Consider the following 23,970-nt stretch of genomic DNA (forward strand, 5'->3'; position numbering starts at 1 on the left):
ATTTAAAATAAAGTGATAGTTAATTATACCATAACTACATTTTTCGTGGTAGAAATGAGGGAATCTTTAATACAATGTTAAGATTTTAAGAGACAGCGCTACCCGTACTTAAAGGCAGCGCTGATTGCTCAATTCAAATCCTACTTTAAATAATAGTGTACATAGAGATTATAGTCTTTAAACCTTGTTATCAACCGCAGCCATATCTGTAAGCTCTGAGTTCCAGAGTAAAGATTAAATTCCGTTTCATCGCGGGTCGGCTCTGCACAGGCAGTACACAGCCGTTTCATAGCCGATAAGGTTGTAAACTCCGGTAGCAGGAATAGCGCTTCCGTGAATTCATCAATCTCTTTTATTAATTCCGAATCCAGATGCCCCTTATCGTGTTTGAACCAAGATGTGTGCCACCTGTATCCGTCATAATCAGACCTGGAATAAACTAATTCACTGGAGGGGCGGTCAATGCCGTTCTCACCCTTTCTCATATTCTGAAAAACATGGCTAAAGGAACAAATTGGCGAAAGTATAACCTCTGAATCAGACAGAGTATCTGGCAAATTTTCGGAGACGGCTTTTTGTAAATGCTTTGAATAAATATTAATTTTCAATTAGTATGCTCCTCTCTCCGGATTACATGTTAAGCAATCCGGGAAACATCTTTCTTATCGTGGCAGTTATGTAAAATTTGAATGGCAGCGTTGACATCTCTGTTCTCGTATTCATGGGTGAGATTATCAAAATAATCGCCAAAGTATAGCTCATCTTCATAGGCACGAAAGGTATTTTGCTTCCACAGCTTATCATTTTCTTCGTCCAGCTTTTTGTATTGTTCCTGGACACCATACACATACCAGTCCATCACATCATATTTAGTTTTCCATTTATCGAATTGCCGGCCTTCCAGCATCCGCTCAAATGCCCACAAATAAGCCTTTTCAAAACTAGGCCAGCGCCGGAACTCACGGAGTATATTTTTTGATGATGTGAGGGGACAACCGACACAGCCAATCCGGCTGAAGCCTTCATCATATAATTCGCAGTATGGAATACGATTGTCGTCAATGACATTCCAGAGCTGCTCGTCTGTCCAATCAAGAATAGGGTGAAAAAAGGTCACTCCCTTAAATGCCTGGCAGGTCTCAACTCTTGACCGGTTTCTTCTTTTTGGACTTTCGGCTTTGCGAACCCCTGTCAGCGTCAGGACGTTTTTTTCTTTCGGACAGGTATTTCGTTCTTTATATTCACTGCAGCAGTACCGGCAGACCCTGGTAGGGGGGAAGCCCTTTTTGATAATCAAGTGAAACATGGAGATTCTGGGCTGTTCTTCAATCACATCGGAATGGTATTTTCTGATAAAACGGAGCAGTTCCGGAGGGTCAACGCTGGTCCGGCTGAATCTCGCCTGATAGGGGATACCGGCCTGCTCGAATAACCATTTCAACACCACACTGTCCTTACCGCCGGAAAACCGCAGACACATAGTTTGGCAGCCGGCTATACAGCGCAGTTCCCTAATGACCCGCCCGACATAATCGCCGTACACGGGTAAATTTATTTGACCTCTCATTTTGGCTCCTTATATTTTGTTTTATTCATTGGCACGAATACAATGGAAATCAAGAATGAACCACAGTCACCTTTAGTATACTGTCCTTCCTGGCATACGGCAGATTTGAGAGGATATCCGCGTAATATTTTCCCGTGCCTAAATCCTCTTTTCGATAACTGTGGTGGGAGAGCGGCAGTCCGTCGCTTCCGATTACGCCTATTACAAAAGCGTCCGTATCCCGTGTGCTATGGTAAAGCATATAAGTGAGACCGCCCTGATTCCACCTGGCTGCCCGAAAGCTATGGGCACAGATTACGCCTTTCCAAAATACCTTTACCATTTGAAGCTGCTTTGAGAATAAGCGGTCTGCGTGAAACGGATCAGCGGTTACTTGTGGCGCATATATTTGATACATTTTAAAATCATTTGCCATATGTTATTAAGTCCTTTCCTCTAAATCAAACAGGCTCATTTGTACCTGCTCTGCTTTTATCCTTTGCAGCCGTAATTCTTCCAGTTCCTCAATCCGTTCAGGGGACAGCCACTTGTCCGCATGAATCCTGTCTAAAGAGTGTTCTTCCAGGCTGTCATATCCGGTTTTTAAGAGTTTTGCTTCCAGCTTCTCTATCCGTTTTCCCCGTGCTTTCTGACGTCGCTCCCGCTTGGCTTCCTTTTGGCGTTTTATTAAATCGGACGAATGTGATATTTTAATTCCGTCCTGGATATCAGTCAGGTCCTGCATAAGGTTGCGGCTTGGTCTTGATTCGGCTCTGACATTCAGAATCTCGGCGTGGAAGGTGGGATCAAACAGCTTTACAGTGGTATAGGTATTCCACTTGTATTTATCCCAGATAATATCTTTTCCGTTTTGTCTGACAAATGCCTGACAGATATCCATACACACAGGACGTTCAAAGTAGCGGATTCCTTTTTCAATATGAACTATCACTTCGCCGTCGAACAGGGTCCCATCCTTCCTGATGTGGCTCGTCTTTAAATCATAATACACGTTGCCCTTTTTCCGGCTAAGCTGCCGGCATAAAACAGGGCACCACCCATCCTGGGAATAGCATATTCTGGCACATCTTTGAGGTTCATATTCCAATCTCCATTCCCGCGTCCTTTCATTAAAATACATATGATTCAAACACACGCGCCCTTTGTGGGTTTTGGAGTATTCTTCATATTTCCTGCGCTTCTCAGCCTGCCGTTCATCGTCTGCTTTCTCAATACTATTCTCGTAATCATAACATTCCTCTGTCCTATGGCAGACACATTGGCACATAATGCAGAGTCCTCCGCCCCGGGTGCCATGGAGCAGAGGGTCATTATCCGCACAGTCCGGGATATCATAGGGACACCGGATGACCGGGTTATCATTTTCATGACACCACAGGATACCCATATAACTCATATCACTGTTCACATTTTTGCCCAGAACATATTTACCGCAGCCTGTCTTGTAGATACAGTCATTGGCAATGGCTTTTTTGAAGACAAAACCGCCGCCAAGATTGTTCAGTGGATCTCCTCCGGGTAGGGTGCTGCCCTGAATCTGAACGTAATCCGGATAATGGTCTACGGAGTATCCTTCTGACAAAAGACGCTGTGTTAAAAGATTGTATTCTGCCATAGGCTCACCTTATAGACCAAGGCAGGGTCTGATGCCCAGATAATGTTCCATGCGCTCTCGCAATACATCTATGTCCATATCGTATTCCCTGGCAATACATGCCTCGCAGCAGGGATATCTGTAGGCCAATACCTTTGAGATTCTTTTATCCCAGCTATTAATCTGCTGACCGCAGTTGTTACAGGCTTCGTCCAGCCATTTTAAGCTCTTCATTTTGCAGAGCAGCCTCCTTTCATACTTAGCCGGTCTGATCCGTCATGCCGGCCCGATAGTACAAAAGAACTGACCGATGCTCATTCAAGCAGTCAGTCAGCCCTTTTATGTCGATTACCTTATTTATCTTCGCTTCCTTTTGTATAAAATACTTTAGAGGAACCGGCTCCACGTACCTGAAAGGTGTAATCTGTTCGATTTGATATCCATAGCGCCAAAATGTTTTTCTTTTTCATGCTTACCATAGATTATGTAATTCAACGGTTGTCCTCCTGGTCTTTTTACTCTGCGGCATAGCAGAAAATTTCTGTTATGCCATCCTATACCGGCGGTAATCTGTCCTACGCTGCCGAATCCTGTTTTCCATATAGAAGCTCCTCGGGTATCCACTTTCCGTCACGCAGGATACAGCCGTTGACATTATTATAGATATCCGGCGTTCTGGGCGGGTCTGCGAAGCAATCTTCTGTCAGGTAAAGCCCAAAGTGTTGATGGTAAAATGGTTCCAGAGCCATTTTTATCTGCTCATTTAAAGCAAGCGCTAACCGTTCAATTTCCTTGATATCCTGCCGTTTGAAGGCCGCGGCTGAAATCTTTGGCAGCAGCCCTGACCGGTGTATTGCGTTTTCAATAATAGGCAGAGCTTCTTTAAAATACGCCTTGCGGATACGAATTCCCTGCAAAGCCGCCTTTTGGACATAGGCAATGGTTGTTGTGCGTATTTCCTCACATAGCGCTGTATAGGGCTTGCGGTATTTTGTCTTTAATTCAGCAAGAGATACAAGTTCCCGGTTACGTTTCAATTTATCAAGCAGTGCGGACAGGGTTTTATGTATTTCCATGATATCCATAGCAGACCTCCCTTCGGTCAAGTCACTGATCTGCCTCCAGCCGTTCCGGTTCCATAAGACCGGAAAAAATCAGTTGTGTGGCGGTACAGAACCCGGATTTATAAGCCTGCTCAGCAACGGCGCTATTTCTTTTTGATTCCGCATCTAAATAGTCATAAAACAGCTTTAGTGATTTCTTGGTAAGGCTTGATATCAGCACTCTCTGTTTTATTACCACCGTGTTATTAAGCGCTGCCGGCGGCGCAGCATTATTAAAAACCGAAGCTTCATAATTTCCAAGATAAAGCTCCTTTAAAATATCCGAGCCTTCAGCCAGGGGCAGCTTGACAACCGGATTTTTTCGGTTTAACGCTTCTGATAGTGATTGTAATGATTTAATAATTTGGGGCATCTGATGTTCAAAAAACATTTGTCCTGCTGGTGTCTCATAAAAGTTCATTCTTATTTCCTCCTAATAATGAGTGTCCATATTCGTGCTAAAAACCTCTGTTTCCTTATAAATCATGCAATGTCCTGTTTCCCCCAGCGAATCCGCAGCCGTCCCTTATCATCTTCTTCCTGGTACATGAGCAGCGCCAGCAAATCATAATCCACATCAAAGCGCTCGTATATTTCATCTAAATTTGTATCCTGCCCTTTCATAAACAAATTCAATTTTTCTTTCACCAGTATCATCTGCATAAGGTTCGATTCAATGCTTCCGGCATAGGTAATAAAATACACGTCCTTATACTCCGTAGAGGTATAGCGAATAAACCGGAAATAGAACTGGCTCATGCCGGAATTGTTATAGTGAAGCTCCGGTATGATGATCTTATTGACAAATTCAAAGTTCACACTGGACGGAAGGCTTTGTTGGGTGCAGAGCAGGATACCGTTCCCGCTTTCCCGCAGCGTCTGCCGCAGGGCGCGTCTCCTGGCAAATGTTGTGTCTGAGCCGGTGACGATATACAGGGGGCGGTCCGGAAGATATTTGCGGATTGCCCTGGCGTAAGAATCCAGAACCACCTTATGCCGCACCCCGATGGCTACAATCTCATTTTCCCATCCGGCGGCCAGTTCCACGGCAGCCATAATCTTAACAGGCGTATCGCCCTCATACTCGTCTACCGTGTCCGGGGCCGCTCCAATCCGTAGCAGCAGGATAATCTGCTGGATTAATTTCATCATGCTGTCCTTTCTGGAGTTTCCTGTCAGATTAAAGTATTTGTTGCGCATGACAAGAAACTTGTCCATGGCCTTTTCATATACCTCTTTTTCCTCCGGAGGGAAGCGGACTGGAACCTGATGAAGCTGTTTGATGTCCTTTCCGCAGACATCCTCAAAGGTCCGTGTAATGACGGTCTTGCCCAGAAGCTCGCTTAAAACATCGGCGTTGTAGATATCCTGTGTCCTCTGCGCCACTCCAAAAACAGTAATTTTATCTGGAAGGTGGGAAGCGGAAAAAAGAGAGTATCCTTTTTTATAAGCTGGGATGGGCTGTCTGTAATATAGATTATTATGTGATTCCAGGTGAGCCTCCTTTCCCTTATAGCGATAGAGCTTAGAGCACCACGAAAGCATATGGATTGAATTGTTGTATAGCAGTTCTAATTGTGGTGCGAACTCGGAAATATTGTTTCGTGTGCTGGTACCCGTAGTCAGCAGCTTCATGCGGCAGCGCCGGAAGCAGGCCAAAACCGCTTTGGTTCTCTGGCTTCTGGCGTTGGAGATCTCGTCGCTTTCGTCTAACACAAGCTGGATTTTCTGCCGATGCTGTTTCAACCACTTGGAAACCTGCTTCTGGTACTGGGAGATTTTATTTAAGGTGATAATAACAAAATCCCCCTTGCGGATTTGCTCCAAATCCTTCAGCTTTTCCACGAACACATAGGAGATACCGTAATTCTTCAACACCAAATCCCAGTTATTCCGGATCGAGATAGCGGAAGAGACCACCCAGGTATTGCGGATACCCTGACAATTCATTCGGTATTGCCCAACCGCAATGCCGGCAAGGGTTTTTCCGCTTCCCTGCTCCCACTGGAGAAGGGTGTTGCGTTTTTGAAGCACAAGATTAATGTCATGCCGCTGGGGTTCGTTTAAATGAATTGCTTCATTATTTTCAGCATCCCACAGAACAAAGCCAGACAGCCATCTGGCGATGTCCGGGTCCTCCTGCATATCCGTAAACTGCTGGTTCTGATTTTCGTAATCCTTTCGTTTTTCGCGTATTAGCCGGGTATATCCGGGAAAGTGTTCCGGGTTATTTTCCAGAACAGCCTGATAGATTGGCGTTGGCTGCCTCATATCATGGTTCATCTGGCGGCGTATTCTTGCGCTGTAGCCTTTGTAGGCAAAGTGGTAGTTTTGCTTAACCAGAGCAATTACATCCCGTTCAGGAGGTAAATTCTGTCTTTTTAAGGTTTTATGAAGATACGATAATACTTTTTTTTCTGTAATCCGGACTCTGCACCATTCCTTATACGTCATGTCATCCGGTTTCTTTTCCGTGCAAAACCGGTACAGATATTCACAGCATTTTGTATACCGGGATTTCGTTTTCGGATGTATCTTAATATGGTACAGCAGCCTTTTAACCTTATACTGGAACTCGGCCGACGTGTCGCGGCTCTTTGCAAGCTCCAGCAGGATATGTGACTTATGTACCTCCAGGTCTGCTCTGGCCTTTTCCAGAAAGCAATCATAGATACGCCTGGCCTCTGACTGAATGTGAAAATCCGATGTCAGTGACAAGCCGGGTTTTGTGGTATATGGCAGGGGAACCCAGCCTTCTAATCCGCTTCGCCTTTGCCAGAATTGCAGCTTTGTGGGGAAGCGTCCGGCGCCCATGGCTAAAAAGGCGTTATCCGGCAGAGTGACCTGTCCGAGAAAGCTGAATCTGCTCTCCATTTCCTGAATGAACCGGCCATCAGTAAAGCTATCAGCCAGAAAAGACTGGGGTACAATCAATGCCATGATACCAAAGGGCTTCAGCAGCCCGGCAGCCTTTATGCAGTAATAGAGCTGCGAAAGCGTTTCACTCCCGTCCTCCAGATACCATTTCAAATGGAAGGGTGGATTGCCAAGTATATAATCAAAACGGATATCGGACTCATATGTGCGTATGTCCCCCAGCTCAATATTCGCTTTCGGATAAAGGTAATGGGCTACCTTGTATGCTTTGTGATCTATTTCACAGCCATAAGCGTTTGACTCTGCGGGCAGAAAGTTGAAAAAACTCCCCATTCCGCAGGTTAAGTCTGCGATTAAGTCAGATGCGGAAGGCTTCAGGCACGATACCACCAGGTCGCATATTGACGGTGGTGTAAAAAACTGACCGTTCTCTATTTCCTTTTTGGCGTCACTGTATTCATGGTAATTCTCATAGTCCTCCCGCTGTAAATCATGCAGCCCGCCGTCACCGGTGTAGGCGTTGTAAATATCAGCCGCTGTAATTTCCGCCGAGTCAAAGCCATCATGATCTATGAGGTAGAGAACCTTTTCGTTCAACGCTTTTCTCTGATTCAACGGGATAGGAGTGTTCTCATAGGGATATTTCATGAAAGCCCCCTTAATAGACACGGCCCAGATATTCGTCTGCAAATTGCCGGGCAACGGCTTCACTTGCAAATCTGATATCAACCCGTCCGTTTTTAAACATTTTAAGCTGGCGAACCTTGCTGCAGGTTAAAAATTCAACCGTCTCAGAACCGGAATGACGGTAGCCTAACAGGCTGTCAAAGCCATGGGGCATAAGCGCAAAGCACCCCGTCTCAAAGTGTGCTATGCCTTTCAGGATTTCCTTTAAGCTGTCGTTAAGCGCCCAGTCTCCGTTGCTATACCAATTTTTATAAGAGCAGCCATATGTGAAACGCAAAACGGATTTCTTAATTTCAAAGTCCGCGGTTTTCTTTAAGCAGCTCCACGCGGCGTTATGACACTTATCCTTTAATTCATATAACGCCTGCTCTCCAAAATCACGGCCATTCATCTGTTCAAAAATCAGATTAACAATATCCTCATAGCTAAGGGACAACGCCAGCATATCCCTTTCATACTGCTCCTGTGCTGCTATGGTCCGCCGTGAATCAAAGACGCTTTGCGGAAGCAGCTTTTGTTCAATCGCATATTCATCAATGGAGACATGATAAGCTCTGCTGAAATGCGCGGTAAGATTTTGAATGAACCGGGAATGGAGCTTCATCATGTGCTCACTGATCTGGACGGCAGAAATATCAAAGCCGCCGCTGGTTGATAAATAGGACGCATGGGAATCCACCTCCAACAGGATATCTTTTTGCCTGCCGCAGATATCCTCCCATATGTATTCCATTTCCTGAAAACAGGTCTGGGCTGTATGGTATGCCGCTTCGTGGGCTTCACAAAAGCGCTGGTCTGCTTCTGACAGCCGGATATCCGCTTTTACCGTAACTGCCTCAAATTTTGATAAAATATCCAAGGGTAACCTCCTTATCATCAGCCGTTCTGCAGAATCCGGTGAAGCTCTGACATCAGCAGCCGGTGGTTCTTTTCATACTGTGGCAGAAACGGTTTTTGCAGATCGTAATTGTAGTATCCAAAATAAAGTAAGCCGTGGAAGAAACAATCTGCCACGGCTGAAGCGTCAGGAGCCGGCCTGACTGCCGGCCCCTGTCTGTCAGTTACCATTCTTTAGGCTGCCATTGCCAGTTTTGCAGGAAGCATGGCGCTGGCTGCCCCTGGAAAAGGGGACAGTGACAGATGGTATTCGGCCTTTGCTGTTTCAAAGCGTATAAAATCCTCCATCTGTTCATGAATCGCCACTACAGGCAAGGTATGGCGAATTCGTCCGTTGGCATATAAAAAGGCGCTTTGCCCCACCATTAGAGGGCGCAAAAGGCGTCCGTTCACAGCAATTTCTTTTTTGTAATGTTTCATTCGTTTTGACCTCCAATCTGCGCTGCGGCATTTGTCTATTCATAACATAAGTCCATAAGAATACTGCGGACATCCTCCAGCAGCTTTTGAACGTGCTTCATGCTGGTTTTATGGCTGCGGGCAATCTCTCTGACCCCATAGCCGTTGGACTTTAAGTACACCATATCAAGCTGCTGCCTGGAGATTTGCCCGGCCAGGTCGTGGAGCAGGAGCTTGGCCTCCAGCTGTTCCATCAAGTCATTTCGGGATGGTAAGCTGTGCTCCAGGGGCAGTCCGTCATGGGATAAGCATACATGGATGCTTACCACCTCTGCATTGCGCTTCTGGCGGCGGTTTGCTTTGTAGTGGTTGAGCAAATCAACCCGCATACAATTCCATGCGATTGTTCCAAATTTGTACTTTTTCAGATTGGCTTCCGTGAAATAGCGCCGGACGGCCCGAAGGTATCCGAATATCACCACATCATAGAATTCATCTTCATTTAGTCCATAGGCGTTCAGAAAAGCATGTACAAGGCCGTGGTTGGCCGCGGCAAAATCCTTCTGCTGTTCTGTTAATGGGATTTCCATCTTTATTTTTCCTCCTAAAAAAAGGACACCCCCGGTCCAAAACCGGAGATGTCTCTTGTTAATGTGTTGGGCGGTATATCACTGCCATAAATCATTAAGCCGGTAATGCTTCCCGTTCCCCGTCAATCGCAGGCGGAATGGAAAAGCTGCCGCGGTTATCCCCGGGCAGTGTACCTGTCTCAAGGTAGTCACAGCCGTCATCGTGTAAATCTCCGGTAGCGGCGGCGCGCTGCTGAAGGATTCCCTTTACCTGTTCTTTAAAGCTGTCGGCAAAAGCGCGTACCTGCGCCAGTTCCTCGCCGGTAAAGTCATACAGGCGGCGGAAGGTGGCAACACTGTAATCATTTGTGCCATTGTTCATCTTTTTAAGTCCAATCTGCACCACGCTGCCAAAGGTTGCCCGCCGGCGAATGGCAAAGGACTGGTTTAAAAATTCGCGGAACGGACTGATGCTGGTGGGCGGAAGGGTCAGTTGAATCGGCATATACTCTCCGCTGCGGAGCAGATAAAGCTTACGCATGTTCTTGCAGGCCTTGCCCTTTCCGTTGGAATCCGTGCCGAAGCGGTTTAAGGCACAGGCCTCGCAGGCGCCTCCCGGATCTCCGATCCCCTGCTTACCGTCCACAGAAGAACAAAGGGGGGCGGTATTTTCATCGTACTCGCTTCCCTCCGGCCAATAGGCGCAGGTGGCGTGGTTGTGAAGAATGATGCCGACCAGTGTTTTTGCGTAGTCCGGATTTTCGGGATCGTCGGACGGAAGCTCAAACTGAATGGTGCCGCCTGCCGGGATTTTAACCCGCTGGAAGCTCATCTGCAGACCGTCCATATCCTCGGCCAGCTCTGCGGAGCTGAATTCACTTTCCGCCATGGCGGGAAGTACAAACGTTTCCTGTTCCATTAAAGCAGTCGTATTCTGGTTATACATATGGTTTTCCTCCTTCTTACAGCCGTATTAAGCGGCCATCTGGTTGATTTTGCTCCACTATCTTGAGGGCATGGTTAAAATCTTATACCCAATGCTTTCCAGCGCCGTGGCTCTGTCATAGCTTTCTACATTCTGGCTGTGACGGGTGACTGCGTTGGAAAGTCCATAGAGTGTCAGGTCGTTGCCCTCAATCAAATGCTGAAGGACGCCCGCGCTTTCATCTTCGGTAATATGGAAGTCGCGGCTTGTCAGCCGGACAAGTTCGGGGACATCTGCTGTATTCATCTTCGCGGCAGTCGCGTTTCGCATTATGTCAATGACCTGGGAGAAGCGGGCTTCCTCCACGGCAGCCTTTACCGTATCCTCAATTTTCTTTACAAAAGCATGGTCCTCCGCAGCCAGTGTTTCTTCGGAATACAACTGGAAGTTCTCCTCCAGCGTATTGATTCTTCCCGTATGGTACTGGCGTGTTCTGGCGTCATTTACCACCATTCCATTCTTACAAACCAGCCGGTATACAAGGGGCTGTATATTCACAGAGCCTTGTCCGACCTCGCTGTTCGAGATAATCAGCCCGGCCTGGACAATATCGCCGGGGACAACCTCTGCTTCAAGGCGGGTGTTGACAATCTTCATATACATTCTGCTCTCTGTAATCTGACAGCTCTCAAAATGCGCGCCCTCCATCTGACCGATGATGGGCAGCACCACCTTGGCAATCTCCATATTGTCAATGCGGCGGTAACGGTTGCTTAAAAAAGCCCGCGCCGTGCCGCCGATGGTACGGAGCATTCTCTTAGCCGGTTCCCGGTTAAACCAGGAATTGACATTCTCGGCCAGAAGCTCCGGATAATCGTTCCTCATACGGTCATAGTAGTCGGCGGGAATTTTCAGATAGCTGCCGACCTGCCGGTGAGCGATGGAATTGACCTCAAAGGGTTCCAGCACCTCCACATCCTTGTCATACATATGCAGGTAAAGCTGACCGCCGCTGGGCTCCAGCTTGAGGCTTCTGGTGTCCACCAGATAATCCTCCTTCAGCTGGTTCTGGCGTGTGATTTCAGCCGCCATTTCCTGCAGGGAGATTCCTTCTTTCATCTGTAACAATCACTCCTTTCCGTAATAGGTGAGTTACCAGGTGACGACAATACCCGTCCCGGTTATTTCCGCCGCCAGACCATTGCGCTCAAACACCTTAACCAGCCGGGGCCAGTATGTCTTATCTGGAAAACCGGGAAGTTGTTCCTGCGCCACCTCCTCGTTGTCCTGACGGATACAGATATTTCCATTCTCATAAAGGGTCAGGCTGTTGTGTCCCCGGGAATTTAAATCAGCCATAAGTGTTTCCATCACCTCCCGTCCCTGCACCTCATACCAGATCTGCGGGTCCACCGGCTGACGGTTGGGCGGCGCTTTGCTCTCTTCATCTGCTGTGGCTCCGATCTGGGACAGCGGAACGATTTTAACCATGCTGCAGCTGATATTAGCCTTCTGGTCCACGGTTACATCCGCATGGTCGAAATCAGGAACGCCATATACGCGGATACGTCCAATTCCCCCATGAATCGCAAGCCGTTCCGGTTCCTTCTCGCACCAGGACCAGGTTACTTCCGGATAGGCGGAGTGCAGATAGCTTGAAATGCGGTGGTTCACATGGCGAAGCAGAAGATGCTCCATCGGCGCCCCCTCTGGCTTTTCCTGGGCCTTGGGAGCGGGGCCGCGGATTCCTTCCGCATAAAGACGTTTCAGCCGGTATTTCCGCTGCTGCCGTCTCTTTGCCTGCCGCATATAGGGGAGCAGAAGGATTGCTACAATCCATGTTCCCCACAGTGAAAACACCCCTAACAGAAGCCATGTCTGCATATCCCCTCTTACCAGTGCCAGAATTGCGATTACAATTCCCACAAGAATACTGATACTGCCCCACAGGGCCTTGTCGTTTTTCATTGATTCATTCATCCTCTCTTTACATTTTTCCGGAAACAAAAAAAGAGGAACCGCACTAAGCTTTCAGTATCATTCTGAAAAACTTAATGTGGTTCCTCTCAATGGGCCGGAGCTTAATCACTCCGGCAGGGGCTCCCGTTCACCGTCCAGCACCTTCGGGGGTGAAGGGTCATGGAAGCCGGCTTCCGTTCCATGGCCGCCTGTCAATTCCCCGTCTTGCTGCTTTTGCTGCCAGCTGGGCATATAGCCGCAGTTGTCCAGTGAAATCTTCAGGCGCTTTGTTTTAACATTGCCGTTTTGGCTGGTACAGTCTACCAGCTCCAGGGAGCCGGTAATCCAGATCATACTGCCCTTTTTCACCTTCAGGCGTATGAGCCGCAGCGCGTCCTCCCTCCACGCCCAGACCTGATAATAAATGGTCCGCTGTCCATCCCCGTAGCCGATATGCTCGGCAAGGTCAAACGAGACGTAGGGCGTCTGCTTCTGGCTCTGTTTTAACTGCAGGTCCGCAGTCACACAGCCAAATACGAAAACCTGTGCCATAACACTCCTTTCTGCCAAAGGCATTTATATCTATATAAAAAGTGCCAGCAGATAAAACCGGCCATAAAAAGGCACAGTAATACCACTGACACTTGATTACAAACTTGACAACGTGTGCAATGCGGGCTTCTGCCGCTATATGGAGCAGAGTCCATATTCCCCTTCGGGTGCGCACAAAAATCATTTACAAAGCAAGTATAACACTATATCTGGTATGTGTCAAGATTTAGTAATCAATATATAGTATAAAAGATTTTAGCTATACGCAACATATGGGGGTTATTCCTGCAGCAGCCTGCCGATACGCTCCACGGTATTCACTGTCTCCGAGAATTGCAGCTTTCCAATATAGGGGTTATCCGCCGCGTAATTATGCCAGAGCGATGCCAGCGCCGGTTCCTCCCGGATATCCTGGATAATTTCCTCCCAATCCGCCAGCGCCCTGGCAGAACCGCGCTTTTTAGCCGTATGAGCCACGGCCAGCCGCAGGATGTCAGCGCGTATTTCCGTTTCCCGCTCCCGGTACAGCATATGTAGATCATAAAAGTCCCTTGCTCTCGTGGTTCCGATATTCCGGCGTATAATAGTCTCATATTTTTCTGCAAGAATCGTCTCCAGAGTGTAAGCCATGACCGGTACTGTTTTATCCTCAAAAAGAAAGGGATAATTGTATTGAATCGCTGCGGGAGTGATCTCGTCTCCGGTGGTGATATCAATCTTCATAGGGCTGTTAATCCTGCCGTACCGGGCGTCGATATGAACCCGGAAGTTGCGGTAAGTATCGTCCTCCCGGATTGGTTCGATTTTCCGAAAAACAAAATCTATGCCATCGTCAACATCGCTGGACAGGATTTCCCGAATAATAGATATGATTTCCGGTTCCTCCATGCGGATTCCCCGGACCGTGGTATCCATGTCAATGGTGGTGCGCTCGTCAATGCCAATCATGGAAGAGATCAACAGTCCGCCCTTTAATATAAAATTATTCCGGTAGGGAGAAACCGCCAGCCGCTCCAGGACCCGCTCAAACAAAAACATCTGCAGCACCTCCTGGGGACGCAGTTTTTTTTTCGCTGCCATGTTACGGATTGCCCCCTTCAGTTGTTCCGGTGTTTTCATATCAGTACCTCCATATATGTTCTGATTTGTTCCTCAATTCCAAATTGCTTTCCGTATTTCAGCAGCTTCCGGCAGTCTGCCCCGGACCGGAAATAATCTTTTACGGTCTGCGTGTAAAGCTGCATATCCATATTCTTCTTGTCCCGTATTAAATCGCAGACACAGCGCTCCCTGTCATACAGGCGGATCAGACCGCCCTGGGGGGAGTTCGTCTCCGTTATGCCTATGCCGTACATAGCTTCCACAACATAGTGAAAACGGACCTGGGGATAATCTCTTTTTATAGCAGATACATTTGTCCCCTGTGGAACCGTCATATCAATCAGATGCGGCGCCCGGTCGGACAGCCCCCAGAAAAACAGCGCGGTTCCATAAGAAAATATGGCTTTTGTACTTCTTATCTGCAGCGCTGCATATTCGTCCGGCAGCTCGCCGCAAAGCGTATAAAGTCCCTTGCGGATACGGACAAGACGGTTATCCTCCACATATTTTTTCAGCGCAATGCGGCTGATTCCCATATGCTCTACCTGTTTGGTAGATACAATCCCGTTCCCTGCGGCTGCAAGCTCTTTTATTTTCAGCCAGATATCGTCCATCTTTGCCACCTCCTGCCATAATACAATCATGCTTTAAATTATAAAATAATAAAGCATGATTGTAAACTGCTATTTATTAAATATCAGTGTTTCCAGAAGGAGCAGGCGTTATGTGGTTCATAAAGCAATAATAATCGTCCAGCAGGTAAAACTCAAACTTTTGTTCGTCTGGTTCCCGGTACTTAAAGCTCAGCCCGTAGATGTTCCCCGTTCCATCAAGACCCAACTGTCCGAGCCAGCAGGTCATGACATGACCGTTGCGGTACCACAGCCGGATATCAAAGAACTCCTTTTCTGTCACAAGACCCTTTGCCACTATGCTTCGCGCCATTTTATCATCTATGAGCGGGTAAGTCAAAACGTGCCGGTAAAGGTCATCGGTAAGCCCCAATGCCTGCTGATAAGTCAGGGGATTGGGATGGTCCAGCCACCAGCGGGTAATGCCTTCAAAGTCAGTCAGGCAGGGCTTGGGCTCCAGCGCTTGAAAGCCCTTTAAAAAAGCCTTAACCTGTTCGGGGTCAGGAGGCGGTGGAAGTGCGATTTCCCGGACAGCGCCGTTTTCATAGCCAAATGCTGCCTTGCCGCCTGCCATATCCTCTATCAGCATGGAACTCCTGGAAAGAGGAGACAGCAGACAGTATTCCAAATAAAATTTTTCCTTTAAATAGCTGTAAATATGATACTGCTCTACGGTGTGCGGATTATACAAGAAAACCCTCCTTTCTTCGGTATCTACAAAGGAAATAGGACAGACCCTATTCCATTTCTGCACAGTGTTCCATTAATTTTTCATATCCAAGAAAAGCGTTGGTTGCAAGCATGGTATCCAGATAGTCATTTCCCAGGAGCGGGCGGTTTTCCTTCTGGAAATAAAAGCAGTATTGCGACCCGATCTGCACAGCAGTCTGCCCACTTAAAAGCAGAGTCTGCTCTCTGCCATACAGATCGGTAATCCGGACTCTTCTGTATCTTCTCAGGGGCGAAAGCGTAACGCCGGTACAGGTGCCTGACACGGCTATATATGCTTCCCTGCGGATAATATCCCACAGGACTTTACCACGGTACAGGCAGCAGATGAAAATAGCGCCGCTCATGGTAAGCAGCACGGTGTCGGCATAAGCAAGGTAGATGATAAGGCTGACAATTACGCTGGCAGGACCGGCCAGCAGGGTGAAGCATATCCTTCTTTTCAGTACGGCAGGACAACCATTCCATTTTTCCATCATATTAAATCCTTTCAAAGATAATCTGCTGGCGCAGGTACAGGTTTGCAACGGCCAGGACAACGGGTCTGCTGCTGGCGCTGGCTTTGACCAGATAGGCGATATTGTCGCTGGTTGTATCCTGGTCGTTGTACAGGCTGTCCAGCACGCCTTCCTCACCGCGCAGCCTGTGAATTCCCTTGTCCATACACTTGATAATCTCCGCCGTGGACATCAGGGTCTGTCCGGCAAGGCGCATCACCTGCTTTTCTCCGGCTGTCCGCCTGTCCCCTTGAAGAAGCCGGCGGGCCATGGAGATGGGCACATCCTTTATCAGCACAAGCTTAATAAAGGAAAATAACCGGAGCGGAAGGCTGCCTGTGGCCGGAATGATATACATGGTGCTCAACAGGTCGTATAGAGCGTCATAATCCGTTGCGCCGCTTCCGGAGACCAGAAGCCCCCGGAGCAGCAGGCGGTCCGCGCAGGCAGCCCATGTACGGTCTGTCTGGAAGCTGTAATCCAGAACAGCCTTCTCGTAAAGCGCTCCTATTTCTTCCTTCCTGACAATCCTCCAGTTTAAGCTGGACCATACCAGCATCTCCTGTAAATCAACCATATAGTCCTTTCCTCCCAGCACGATAACCGGATAGGAGCGTCCCGGACCGCCGCTTCTTTTCTCCAAACGTCCCACGGCAGTAAATAATGTTTTTAACGTCATAGTCGATACCTCCTTTATCAGTTCCTTACGGTTTAAACACCGGATTTTCAACAGGCTACCGGATGCTGTCCAGGAATATCCGGTCCTTTCGCAGCTTTTTGGCGGACCGGGAAATCCAGGCGCCCACATAAGAGGAAGGCACGTCATACATCTGTGCAATCTCCTTGATGCTGCTGCCTTTGATTTTTAATTCCAGAGCTTCAATCCCCAGTCTGGCGATTCCGCTGTAATCCTGCTTTCTGGATTCCAGCAGTAAGAGAGTCTCCAGCATGGAAATATGCGCGCTGGATTCATCAACGTGATCTATGGCCGCGCCATCGGCAACCAGCTCCCCATGTTCCCCCAGCTCCAGCCGTGTAAAATGACGCTGCTTGTCGCACATTCCCCGGCAATAGGACAGCAGCCCGTTGCGTACCACCTTCCTTGCGTAGGTGGAAAACTGGGACAAGGACGCGTCATAGGAGACAGCGGCTCTGCACAGCCACACGCATCCCTCCTGGAATAAATCATCATAGCTAAAGCCGTAAATACGCTCATTGACATGGATGCCTGATACAATCACCCAATGGACAACGGACATGTGTTCAGCAACCAGACATCTCTGTTCCTCTGTCAGGATACCGTCTTTCCTCATAAGTCCCGCCTCCCCTCACGCTGCACGGATATGGGCCGCTTCTAATGCCTGGTTACAAAGCGCAATGGTCCTGTCGCACATATACTCCGAAAACATGCCGATATGAGTCTCTGACTCGCTAAGTCCCAGCTTTGCCTGCAGCCAGACATACGCTTCCCACTTTTGCATTTGGAAGCGGTGCTGCACAGCGTCCAATGACCTGTGGGCCAGAATCCGCTTGTGGCGCAGGCTTTTGTTGGCTGGCGTTCCCAGGGGACTCCGATCCTTTTTGTGCGTGCCCACATAGGAATCGCAGGCCGGCCATCGGGAACAGATGTAGAGGTACGAATTTTTTGTTTTACCGGATTTACCATATACAACACTGGCCGGCCGGCAGGTGGCATAGGCCCCGCAATAGGGGCATCTGATTCGCTGTTTCTGCTTCATAACAATTACCTCCTGATTACTCGCCGTTTACGGCGTGATTCCGTTGATCAGGACAGTTTTAGTTCAGATGTCAGCGGTCAGCATCCTGGTAAAGCTGCAGGATTGGACAGCCGGAATCCGAAAGCGTGTGCCACTCGATATACTGTGAGAAAACAGCCTCAAAGGTCTTTCTCAACAGAGTACCACGGCATTCTGACGGTTCGATGGACTCGCCGGTAAACTGCCTGACAATTTCCACAGGCATTACGATCAGGCTTCCGTCCGCGGCTGCAGCCATGAGAAAGCCGTCACAGGGCGGGTTTTTTCCGCAGGGGCAGGAGTTAGAGCCGCACATGACGTACAGCGTATTTCTCCAGTTGCCCCTGGTTGCCCGCATAAAGGAATAAAACTTACAATGGTTTTGATTCAATGCCCTTACCTCCATTACCGCACATTGCGAAAAGTAAAATAAAAAAAGGGATCAGCCGCATATTCCTGCGCTGATCCCGAGTGTATTGTTATCCGAATAATGCCTCGATCTCCCTTGTGATTCTGGGAATCACCGTGTCGTTGAAAATCAATGTCAGAGCCGCCAGCAGGAGAGCGCCCAGCACCACGGCTATGATGATCTTTACGGCGTCACTGATATAAAAATCGCCGCGTTGGTTGGAGAGCGCGGCGCGGGTGTTTAACATAAGACGGGCAGCAGTGCTGTTAAATTTAATAAATATTTTTTTCATGGTAAAACCTCCTGAATATAATAGTTGTGTGTTGTTATTAACTCCATAAAGCTGTCTGCTTGGAAACCGATGCGGTTCTGTCAACCGAAAAAGGCACCGAGAGAGCTTAACACCTCGGTACACAGGACCACAAGATAGATAATCATAATGCAAATAAGCATCATCATGGAGTACCTCTGTATCTTCTTGGGCCGCTTGGCCGCTTCCTTTTTCAGATTGTTCTGCTCAATCTGTCTCATGTCGAAGCAGATCATCTTGAAATACATGCGCTGGTCGTCTCCGCGAAGCACGCCTACCAGCCCCCTGACAACATCCGAGAGCATAGGGCTTCCGATTCTGGTTTCAAAGTGAAGCAATGCGTTCTCATAGTTAGAGGTAATCATGTCCGCAATGGTCTGGTCCAGCTCGGCGCCATAATCCCTGCCCGCCACACGCCGGTAGGAGGTCAGGATTTTCAGCACGTCCCGGTCATTCTCCAGATTCTGCCCGATGGTTAAGGCGAATCGGGGAATCTCCGCTTCTATGAGCTTTCGCCGCTTTCTGACGTAATCAAAGACCGCATAATACGTGGAGAACCAGAGCGCCACGGCCAGCCCGACTAAGAGCGGCACCATAAGAGGCATTACAAACGCCATGGGCAGAGAGCATAGTCCGGCAGCGCCGGCAGTTACCCAGGCTTTGGCCGTATAAACCTCCGGCGTCAGCTCCACCCCGGCAATATGTAAAGCTGACTGCAGCTTATTGCGTTTTAGCCTGTCCAGCTTCAGGAGAGGAGCCAGGAGCCCTGCGATTTTCGTCAGGTAAACCTCGGCCAGAATTTCTCTTTTGACTCCCTGCTGCCTTCGCACCATCAGCATGGCGCGCGAGGTTCTGGCAGTAGGAATATCCGCAAAGGCGCAGGCGAGATAATAGGCTGCGAACCCAAGCAGTACAACAGCCGTAAGCGCCAACAGTGTCATAGGCTGTCACCTCCGTATTCAATGGGCTTGCTCAATTTCATAATCTGTGTCAATGAAAACAGGATAATTGCCCCGCAGATTGCAAGAGCAATCTTTCCGGGAGTTGTAAAAAGCAGAGTGTGAAACCAGTCCTTGTTGAGGAAATACAGCAGAGGGATATTAGCTATTACAAGAAACATCATAGTGACTGCCTCGCGCCGTGGTCCCTGCATCATGGCCTCCAGCTCTGACTGCACAATACGGACATCGCTGAATTTCTGGGCGATTGTGGGAAGGGTGTTTTTCATGGAGCGGTCCGACTGGCACTGGATTAAAATATTACACCACTCATGGAATACCCGGTTTGGGATTTTCATTTTTAAGCTGTTAATGGCGCTGGTCGTATTAGCGTTAATCAGCCTGGTCTCATAGACAAACGCCTCAAAATTGGCTCTTACCGGTTCATTGATGTAGGAAAGGTTTTCCTGCACAGACCGTATAATATCCTCGGTCCGCAGATATGAGGTCGTAATAATGGAGATTGCCGTTTCCAGCTCCTCATTCAAGTGCTTTTTATAGCTGGCCGCCGTACTGTGCAAATACCAGACCGGCAGCAGAGAAAAGCCAATTCCAAGAATCGGTACCATGTATACATTGCCAATCAGGAGCGCCAATACCGCGCCCACGGCAAACAGGATCAGGGTAAGCCGTTTCAGGGCCTCAAAGCGGTCGGCTCTGCCCGTGTCCCTTAGAATCCTTCTGATTTCGTAGTCCTGGTTAAAGAACCCTTTGGCCGGAGTACCCAGGAGTACGTTCAGTTCATCGCTCAGGGTAGCGGCTTTGCGCCGGGACAAAAATACTGCGTCCATAATATCTCCGGGGCGGACCCCGAACAGGGCCAGAAGCCCGGCGTTTATAAGGGCAAAACAAATCAGATAAATCCACTGCAACTAATCCACCACCTTTCCTGTGAATTCTTCCAGCTCCTTATGAGAGATACCATTGTCCAGCAGCCGCTTTATCAATCCATCAGAGATAGAACACATTTTCCGGTGATGCCCTACCACATGGGTTTCCCCGCCCTCAAGGGTTACGTTGTCCACTACCTCATACTTGTAAAGAGAGCGGTAGAGCAGCTTTCCGTCCAGATAGTCCTCCCCCTCAATAATTTCCATGATTTTCCGGGAGCGGTCCTCAAGCTGCTTTGTAAACACAACCACAGGATAGGCTTCCACCATAATCTGCATAAGCACGGAATCATCCATGTTATACTTGCGCTTGGCAAGCGTCATCATACGCCGGTAGGTGCTGTTGCAGGAATTGGAGTGAATGGTGGTGCAGACCGTATGGCCGGTCCGGGAGCTTTCCGCAGCCGAAAGGCTCTCGGCTGCAGATCTCATTTCCCCTACGCCAATCACGTCCGGGTGCTTTCTCAGCACACGCTCCAGAAGAAAATCCTGATTAATGTTCATGGCCGGGTTTTCATGAGGTCTTGTCAGCAGGTGGACAACGGAGTTGAGAATATTTCCATTGGCGTCCCTCTTGATTAAATCAAATTCCCGGCTCCCCTCCTCAATGGTAATCAGGCGGCGGTTATTGGGAACCTGGGACAGCAGCCAAGCCATTACGGTTGTTTTTCCGGAGCCGGTGGAGCCGGCAATGCAGACGCTGACCCCATAGCGGATACAGGCCGTGAGAAAGTGCAGCATTTCCGCCGTGGCGCTGCCGGATTCCAGAAGCTTCTGCTCGGAAACCGTCTGCTGGTTGACAATACGGATGGAAGCGTTGATACCCACATCAGAATCCACAATAGGGGCTTTGTCCACAGAGATTCGGATATTTTTATCCAGGAACCCAATAACGCTGGGCATGGTGTCGTCTATCACCATGCCGCAGGCGTTCAGCATACGGCGAACCACATCAATGGCGTGCTGGGGCGAGGAGAATTTGTCCGGGATCTTAATGCTGCGGCCGCTGTTCATAATCACCTCAATATCGTTGTAGGCGTTGATATTCACTTCCTCAACGCCCGGCTTATAAATCCACTGATTTAAAAAGGAGTAGCCTGCCATATCTTCATAGAGCTTTTCGCAGAGCTCCTTTGTTGTCAGCCCGTCAGCCGTATACTTCCGTTTGACGATATACTGTTCCATCAGCTCCTTTAAAACAGTGGTAGCCTTATCGGTATGCTCTTCGCCGGCCTCTGCAATCGTGGAAGCATGGTTTTCTGAAAAATACCGTTGGACATCTTCGAGAATCTGATCATATGTCAAATTATCATTGGCTGCCGGGGCAAAGAAAATGTCATTTAAATTGTTCATCCGCGCACTCCTCCTGTCTGTGCTCCGGCATATCCTCCGGCTGGTTTTCCTCTTTCTCTGGTTCCAGCCCTTCCAGCACTTTATTCAGAGAGGCCGTGTATTTTTGATTGCAGTAGCTGATTGCCTGAAACATGCCGCCCTCTGTGGCACAGCGGTCAATCTCTTTGCCATATGGCAACAGGCCGTCAAAGCCGCCTATGAGATGTCCCATCTCGTCAATGGCATGGAAAGGACGGGCAAGGCCGGCAAAGGTCATGTGCCTGTCATAGCGAAACCTGCTGTCTGCCAGCAGGGGCTGATGGGCCTTTAGGTAGTGAATCCCCTTTAAATCCGGAGTCAGGATACGGACAACCAGATCGCCGGATTCAATGGCAGCCGGCGTGAATACATTTGTCATGGTTGAGCTGCAGTCCAGAATGACAAAATCAACCAGCTTTGACGCTGCCATAATCAGTCCCACAGCCATATCATATTTTATCTCCGGATAGCTCAACGGATTTTCGCCGGCGCAATAGCCCATGAGTCCGATAAAGGGATAGGCTTTCAGCACCGTCACATGGCTGGCTGTCAGGGCAGTGTCAATCTCCACACTGCTTAAAACCTGTCCGATTGAAGCATTAGCAGGGACAAGCTGCTCCGGCAGCCATACCGGCAGCATGGGAACACTGTTGTCCGCATTGACGATGATGGCTTTTCTTTTATCTCTTGTCAGGGCCTTGGCGAGCATACAGCAGAACATAGATTTTCCGCTGCCTGGGCTGCCCCATACGGTAATTATTTTTGCCATAGGTATGCTCCTTTGCTGTTTTCCACCGTTGTTTCCGGCGTCTCCGGTGAACCGAGGTCTGAAAGCAACTGATCCTGCTTTGCAAGCAATTCCGCCGCCAACTCCTCATTATTGCGGGAGATAAGGGCAACATGGGCAACTCCGTCATTTTCCAGCTCTGTGATGATACGGGCCTGTTCGGGAGCTGCTATGACGGTGACGGTTGCAGATTGCTGCTTTTCCTCGTCCTCCGTGGGTTCCTTTGTGTTGTCTATATTGATTCCGTCAGCACTGGTGACAGATAAAACCCTTACAAAGCGCAGCTCCGGTATTTCCCTCGCTGTTTCAAGAAAGTGGTAAATACGCACAATATCACCTGCCTGAAGCTTGTCAGACAGACCGGAGGCCAAAGTTTTAATGCTTAGAGAAATAGCCACCCTTCCGGACGGGATATCATTCAGCGCAATATCCGAGGTGAGGGGAAGTGCGCTGATCTTTGAGGAAAGTATATAATCTCCTTCCATTAAATCCGTGACAGCATACCTCCCTGTCACATCCTCCGTGGAGCGGGCAAGATTTGCAGGCAGGTTATAGCTTCCTACCTCTGCCAGCTCCACACTTTTATCCGTGATAACAGCACCCTTTAAAATAGGCGCCGACACGCGGACGATTTCAGTTTTGCCGTTGGTCTGTCTGGCAATGGTGGGAAGGGCTATAAAAGCAATGATGGCTGCCAGCAGCAGGCTAAGCAGCCCAAATAAAAAACGGTTATTTAATCTCATGTTTATCTCTCCTGATTTAAAATTTCAAAGCTGCGGCAATGACCAGATTTCCCATGGCAAGAAAGGGAACAAATGGAATCGCCAGATTTTCATTCCTATGGTTTCTTCTGGTGAGAAGCACAGCAATGGCGGCCAGGGCGGCGGCAGTCAGCAGAATCGCGGCCATACGGTTCATACCGTAAATAAATCCCATGATTCCAGCCAGCTTGATATCCCCTCCCCCCACGCCGGTGCCGTCCTTAGAGACAAGAGCGGCTGTGAGAAGGATACCAAAGCCGGCCGCCGCCCCTGCAAGGGAAGCGAGCCAGGCTACAGAAACCATCTGCCAGTTTAAGGAACCGGCGTTTAGCACAAAGGGAGCGGCAAGCGCGGCCGGACAAAATAAAACGAGCGCCCGGTCAGGCACCCGTTTATGAAACAGATCGTAAACAGCAAAGCCGGTAATGGCACAGAAAACCAGCGTTTCATAGAAAAGTACCGGAAGGCTATTCCCGGTTAGTATAGTAGGCTAAGCACCCGGCGCCTTACCGTGTTGCCACGGCAGATTTCCAGATACTCGCCCCCGAACCGTACTTACGCCTCTCGACGTATACGGCTCTCCAATTACCCTCTACCTT

The 23,970-nt window shown here is 48.7% G+C and carries 31 protein-coding genes; all 31 read right to left on the bottom strand.

The window, feature by feature from the left end; all coding sequences use genetic code 11:
- Positions 1-140: 140 nt before the first annotated feature.
- On the bottom strand, positions 141-608 hold the full coding sequence (locus H8S80_RS31495; protein ID WP_055650223.1) for a hypothetical protein: 468 nt from the start codon (positions 606-608) through the stop codon (positions 141-143).
- Positions 609-637: 29 nt separating this feature from the next.
- Positions 638-1,567 (bottom strand): phosphoadenosine phosphosulfate reductase family protein, encoded by a 930-nt coding sequence (locus H8S80_RS31500; RefSeq protein ID WP_055650222.1) that lies wholly within the window; start codon positions 1,565-1,567, stop codon positions 638-640.
- 49 nt (positions 1,568-1,616) lie between these two features.
- A complete protein-coding gene (locus H8S80_RS31505; RefSeq protein WP_242866136.1) occupies positions 1,617-1,889 on the bottom strand; it encodes a hypothetical protein in 273 nt (90 codons plus the stop codon).
- A gap of 99 nt (positions 1,890-1,988) precedes the next feature.
- Entirely contained in the window at positions 1,989-3,182 is a 1,194-nt protein-coding gene (locus H8S80_RS31510) for a hypothetical protein (RefSeq protein WP_055650220.1), read from the bottom strand.
- A gap of 9 nt (positions 3,183-3,191) precedes the next feature.
- Positions 3,192-3,395 carry a hypothetical protein gene (locus tag H8S80_RS31515; protein WP_055650219.1) on the bottom strand — a complete coding sequence of 68 codons (204 nt, stop codon included), beginning with the start codon at positions 3,393-3,395 and terminating at the stop codon, positions 3,192-3,194.
- A 341-nt stretch (positions 3,396-3,736) separates the two neighbouring features.
- Positions 3,737-4,246: a hypothetical protein gene (locus tag H8S80_RS31520; RefSeq protein ID WP_055650218.1), complete on the bottom strand. Its 510-nt coding sequence runs from the start codon at positions 4,244-4,246 to the stop codon at positions 3,737-3,739.
- 22 nt (positions 4,247-4,268) lie between these two features.
- On the bottom strand, positions 4,269-4,685 hold the full coding sequence (locus tag H8S80_RS31525; protein WP_055650217.1) for a DUF6809 family protein: 417 nt from the start codon (positions 4,683-4,685) through the stop codon (positions 4,269-4,271).
- A gap of 62 nt (positions 4,686-4,747) precedes the next feature.
- Positions 4,748-7,789 (bottom strand): SNF2-related protein, encoded by a 3,042-nt coding sequence (locus tag H8S80_RS31530; protein WP_055650216.1) that lies wholly within the window; start codon positions 7,787-7,789, stop codon positions 4,748-4,750.
- A gap of 10 nt (positions 7,790-7,799) precedes the next feature.
- Entirely contained in the window at positions 7,800-8,687 is an 888-nt protein-coding gene (locus H8S80_RS31535; RefSeq protein WP_242866135.1) for a hypothetical protein, read from the bottom strand.
- 17 nt (positions 8,688-8,704) lie between these two features.
- Positions 8,705-8,896 carry a hypothetical protein gene (locus tag H8S80_RS34505; protein ID WP_055650214.1) on the bottom strand — a complete coding sequence of 64 codons (192 nt, stop codon included), beginning with the start codon at positions 8,894-8,896 and terminating at the stop codon, positions 8,705-8,707.
- Between the two features lie 3 nt (positions 8,897-8,899).
- Positions 8,900-9,145, bottom strand: a complete 246-nt coding sequence (locus H8S80_RS31545; RefSeq protein ID WP_055650213.1) for a hypothetical protein — start codon at positions 9,143-9,145, stop codon at positions 8,900-8,902.
- 35 nt (positions 9,146-9,180) lie between these two features.
- On the bottom strand, positions 9,181-9,714 hold the full coding sequence (locus H8S80_RS31550) for an ECF-type sigma factor (protein WP_055650212.1): 534 nt from the start codon (positions 9,712-9,714) through the stop codon (positions 9,181-9,183).
- Between the two features lie 94 nt (positions 9,715-9,808).
- The gene (locus H8S80_RS31555) at positions 9,809-10,639 is read right to left on the bottom strand and encodes a hypothetical protein (RefSeq protein WP_055650211.1); all 831 of its coding nucleotides are present in this window, start codon (positions 10,637-10,639) and stop codon (positions 9,809-9,811) included.
- 57 nt (positions 10,640-10,696) lie between these two features.
- Positions 10,697-11,737: a DUF932 domain-containing protein gene (locus tag H8S80_RS31560; RefSeq protein ID WP_117633407.1), complete on the bottom strand. Its 1,041-nt coding sequence runs from the start codon at positions 11,735-11,737 to the stop codon at positions 10,697-10,699.
- Between the two features lie 33 nt (positions 11,738-11,770).
- Positions 11,771-12,586 carry a hypothetical protein gene (locus tag H8S80_RS31565; protein ID WP_055650209.1) on the bottom strand — a complete coding sequence of 272 codons (816 nt, stop codon included), beginning with the start codon at positions 12,584-12,586 and terminating at the stop codon, positions 11,771-11,773.
- Positions 12,587-12,703: 117 nt separating this feature from the next.
- On the bottom strand, positions 12,704-13,129 hold the full coding sequence (locus H8S80_RS31570; RefSeq protein ID WP_055650208.1) for a single-stranded DNA-binding protein: 426 nt from the start codon (positions 13,127-13,129) through the stop codon (positions 12,704-12,706).
- A 279-nt stretch (positions 13,130-13,408) separates the two neighbouring features.
- Positions 13,409-14,248 (bottom strand): nucleotidyl transferase AbiEii/AbiGii toxin family protein, encoded by an 840-nt coding sequence (locus H8S80_RS31575; protein WP_055650207.1) that lies wholly within the window; start codon positions 14,246-14,248, stop codon positions 13,409-13,411.
- Entirely contained in the window at positions 14,245-14,844 is a 600-nt protein-coding gene (locus H8S80_RS31580; RefSeq protein ID WP_055650206.1) for a type IV toxin-antitoxin system AbiEi family antitoxin domain-containing protein, read from the bottom strand. Before H8S80_RS31580 ends, H8S80_RS31575 begins: the two co-directional genes overlap by 4 nt.
- Positions 14,845-14,920: 76 nt before the next feature.
- Entirely contained in the window at positions 14,921-15,553 is a 633-nt protein-coding gene (locus tag H8S80_RS31585) for a hypothetical protein (protein WP_055650205.1), read from the bottom strand.
- Positions 15,554-15,599: 46 nt separating this feature from the next.
- A complete protein-coding gene (locus H8S80_RS31590) occupies positions 15,600-16,085 on the bottom strand; it encodes a hypothetical protein (RefSeq protein ID WP_242866134.1) in 486 nt (161 codons plus the stop codon).
- The gene (locus tag H8S80_RS31595) at positions 16,072-16,767 is read right to left on the bottom strand and encodes a hypothetical protein (protein WP_055650204.1); all 696 of its coding nucleotides are present in this window, start codon (positions 16,765-16,767) and stop codon (positions 16,072-16,074) included. The genes H8S80_RS31590 and H8S80_RS31595 overlap by 14 nt, the downstream gene beginning before the upstream one ends.
- A gap of 55 nt (positions 16,768-16,822) precedes the next feature.
- A complete protein-coding gene (locus tag H8S80_RS31600) occupies positions 16,823-17,401 on the bottom strand; it encodes a sigma-70 family RNA polymerase sigma factor (protein ID WP_055650203.1) in 579 nt (192 codons plus the stop codon).
- A 15-nt stretch (positions 17,402-17,416) separates the two neighbouring features.
- Positions 17,417-17,827 (bottom strand): zinc-finger-containing protein, encoded by a 411-nt coding sequence (locus tag H8S80_RS31605; protein ID WP_055650202.1) that lies wholly within the window; start codon positions 17,825-17,827, stop codon positions 17,417-17,419.
- Positions 17,828-17,897: 70 nt separating this feature from the next.
- Entirely contained in the window at positions 17,898-18,236 is a 339-nt protein-coding gene (locus H8S80_RS31610; protein ID WP_242866133.1) for a hypothetical protein, read from the bottom strand.
- 88 nt (positions 18,237-18,324) lie between these two features.
- The gene (locus tag H8S80_RS31615; protein WP_055650200.1) at positions 18,325-18,546 is read right to left on the bottom strand and encodes a DUF6133 family protein; all 222 of its coding nucleotides are present in this window, start codon (positions 18,544-18,546) and stop codon (positions 18,325-18,327) included.
- A gap of 80 nt (positions 18,547-18,626) precedes the next feature.
- Positions 18,627-19,505 carry a type II secretion system F family protein gene (locus H8S80_RS31620; protein WP_055650199.1) on the bottom strand — a complete coding sequence of 293 codons (879 nt, stop codon included), beginning with the start codon at positions 19,503-19,505 and terminating at the stop codon, positions 18,627-18,629.
- A complete protein-coding gene (locus tag H8S80_RS31625) occupies positions 19,502-20,434 on the bottom strand; it encodes a type II secretion system F family protein (RefSeq protein ID WP_055650198.1) in 933 nt (310 codons plus the stop codon). Before H8S80_RS31625 ends, H8S80_RS31620 begins: the two co-directional genes overlap by 4 nt.
- The gene (locus H8S80_RS31630) at positions 20,435-21,805 is read right to left on the bottom strand and encodes a CpaF/VirB11 family protein (RefSeq protein ID WP_055650197.1); all 1,371 of its coding nucleotides are present in this window, start codon (positions 21,803-21,805) and stop codon (positions 20,435-20,437) included.
- Positions 21,789-22,592, bottom strand: a complete 804-nt coding sequence (locus H8S80_RS31635; protein WP_055650196.1) for a CpaE/TadZ family protein — start codon at positions 22,590-22,592, stop codon at positions 21,789-21,791. The genes H8S80_RS31630 and H8S80_RS31635 overlap by 17 nt, the downstream gene beginning before the upstream one ends.
- On the bottom strand, positions 22,580-23,353 hold the full coding sequence (cpaB, locus tag H8S80_RS31640; RefSeq protein ID WP_055650195.1) for a Flp pilus assembly protein CpaB: 774 nt from the start codon (positions 23,351-23,353) through the stop codon (positions 22,580-22,582). The genes H8S80_RS31635 and cpaB overlap by 13 nt, the downstream gene beginning before the upstream one ends.
- Positions 23,354-23,369: 16 nt before the next feature.
- Complete coding sequence (locus H8S80_RS31645; RefSeq protein WP_055650194.1) at positions 23,370-23,855, bottom strand: prepilin peptidase; 486 nt, start codon at positions 23,853-23,855, stop codon at positions 23,370-23,372.
- Between the last annotated feature and the right edge of the window lie 115 nt (positions 23,856-23,970).

The sequence above is a fragment of the Hungatella sp. L36 genome, assembly GCF_014288035.1.

Excerpts from the sequence above, each read along its gene's own strand:
- H8S80_RS31500 (WP_055650222.1), bottom strand. The coding sequence starts at position 1,567 with ATGAGAGGTCAAATAAATTTACCCGTGTACGGCGATTATGTCGGGCGG.
- H8S80_RS31505 (WP_242866136.1), bottom strand. The coding sequence starts at position 1,889 with ATGGTAAAGGTATTTTGGAAAGGCGTAATCTGTGCCCATAGCTTTCGG.
- H8S80_RS31510 (WP_055650220.1), bottom strand. The coding sequence starts at position 3,182 with ATGGCAGAATACAATCTTTTAACACAGCGTCTTTTGTCAGAAGGATAC.
- H8S80_RS31515 (WP_055650219.1), bottom strand. The coding sequence starts at position 3,395 with ATGAAGAGCTTAAAATGGCTGGACGAAGCCTGTAACAACTGCGGTCAG.
- H8S80_RS31520 (WP_055650218.1), bottom strand. The coding sequence starts at position 4,246 with ATGGATATCATGGAAATACATAAAACCCTGTCCGCACTGCTTGATAAA.
- H8S80_RS31525 (WP_055650217.1), bottom strand. The coding sequence starts at position 4,685 with ATGAACTTTTATGAGACACCAGCAGGACAAATGTTTTTTGAACATCAG.
- H8S80_RS31530 (WP_055650216.1), bottom strand. The coding sequence starts at position 7,789 with ATGAAATATCCCTATGAGAACACTCCTATCCCGTTGAATCAGAGAAAA.
- H8S80_RS34505 (WP_055650214.1), bottom strand. The coding sequence starts at position 8,896 with ATGGTAACTGACAGACAGGGGCCGGCAGTCAGGCCGGCTCCTGACGCT.
- H8S80_RS31545 (WP_055650213.1), bottom strand. The coding sequence starts at position 9,145 with ATGAAACATTACAAAAAAGAAATTGCTGTGAACGGACGCCTTTTGCGC.
- H8S80_RS31550 (WP_055650212.1), bottom strand. The coding sequence starts at position 9,714 with ATGGAAATCCCATTAACAGAACAGCAGAAGGATTTTGCCGCGGCCAAC.
- H8S80_RS31555 (WP_055650211.1), bottom strand. The coding sequence starts at position 10,639 with ATGTATAACCAGAATACGACTGCTTTAATGGAACAGGAAACGTTTGTA.
- H8S80_RS31560 (WP_117633407.1), bottom strand. The coding sequence starts at position 11,737 with ATGAAAGAAGGAATCTCCCTGCAGGAAATGGCGGCTGAAATCACACGC.
- H8S80_RS31565 (WP_055650209.1), bottom strand. The coding sequence starts at position 12,586 with ATGAAAAACGACAAGGCCCTGTGGGGCAGTATCAGTATTCTTGTGGGA.
- H8S80_RS31570 (WP_055650208.1), bottom strand. The coding sequence starts at position 13,129 with ATGGCACAGGTTTTCGTATTTGGCTGTGTGACTGCGGACCTGCAGTTA.
- H8S80_RS31575 (WP_055650207.1), bottom strand. The coding sequence starts at position 14,248 with ATGAAAACACCGGAACAACTGAAGGGGGCAATCCGTAACATGGCAGCG.
- H8S80_RS31580 (WP_055650206.1), bottom strand. The coding sequence starts at position 14,844 with ATGGACGATATCTGGCTGAAAATAAAAGAGCTTGCAGCCGCAGGGAAC.
- H8S80_RS31595 (WP_055650204.1), bottom strand. The coding sequence starts at position 16,767 with ATGACGTTAAAAACATTATTTACTGCCGTGGGACGTTTGGAGAAAAGA.
- H8S80_RS31600 (WP_055650203.1), bottom strand. The coding sequence starts at position 17,401 with ATGAGGAAAGACGGTATCCTGACAGAGGAACAGAGATGTCTGGTTGCT.
- H8S80_RS31605 (WP_055650202.1), bottom strand. The coding sequence starts at position 17,827 with ATGAAGCAGAAACAGCGAATCAGATGCCCCTATTGCGGGGCCTATGCC.
- H8S80_RS31615 (WP_055650200.1), bottom strand. The coding sequence starts at position 18,546 with ATGAAAAAAATATTTATTAAATTTAACAGCACTGCTGCCCGTCTTATG.
- H8S80_RS31620 (WP_055650199.1), bottom strand. The coding sequence starts at position 19,505 with ATGACACTGTTGGCGCTTACGGCTGTTGTACTGCTTGGGTTCGCAGCC.
- H8S80_RS31630 (WP_055650197.1), bottom strand. The coding sequence starts at position 21,805 with ATGAACAATTTAAATGACATTTTCTTTGCCCCGGCAGCCAATGATAAT.
- H8S80_RS31635 (WP_055650196.1), bottom strand. The coding sequence starts at position 22,592 with ATGGCAAAAATAATTACCGTATGGGGCAGCCCAGGCAGCGGAAAATCT.
- cpaB (WP_055650195.1), bottom strand. The coding sequence starts at position 23,353 with ATGAGATTAAATAACCGTTTTTTATTTGGGCTGCTTAGCCTGCTGCTG.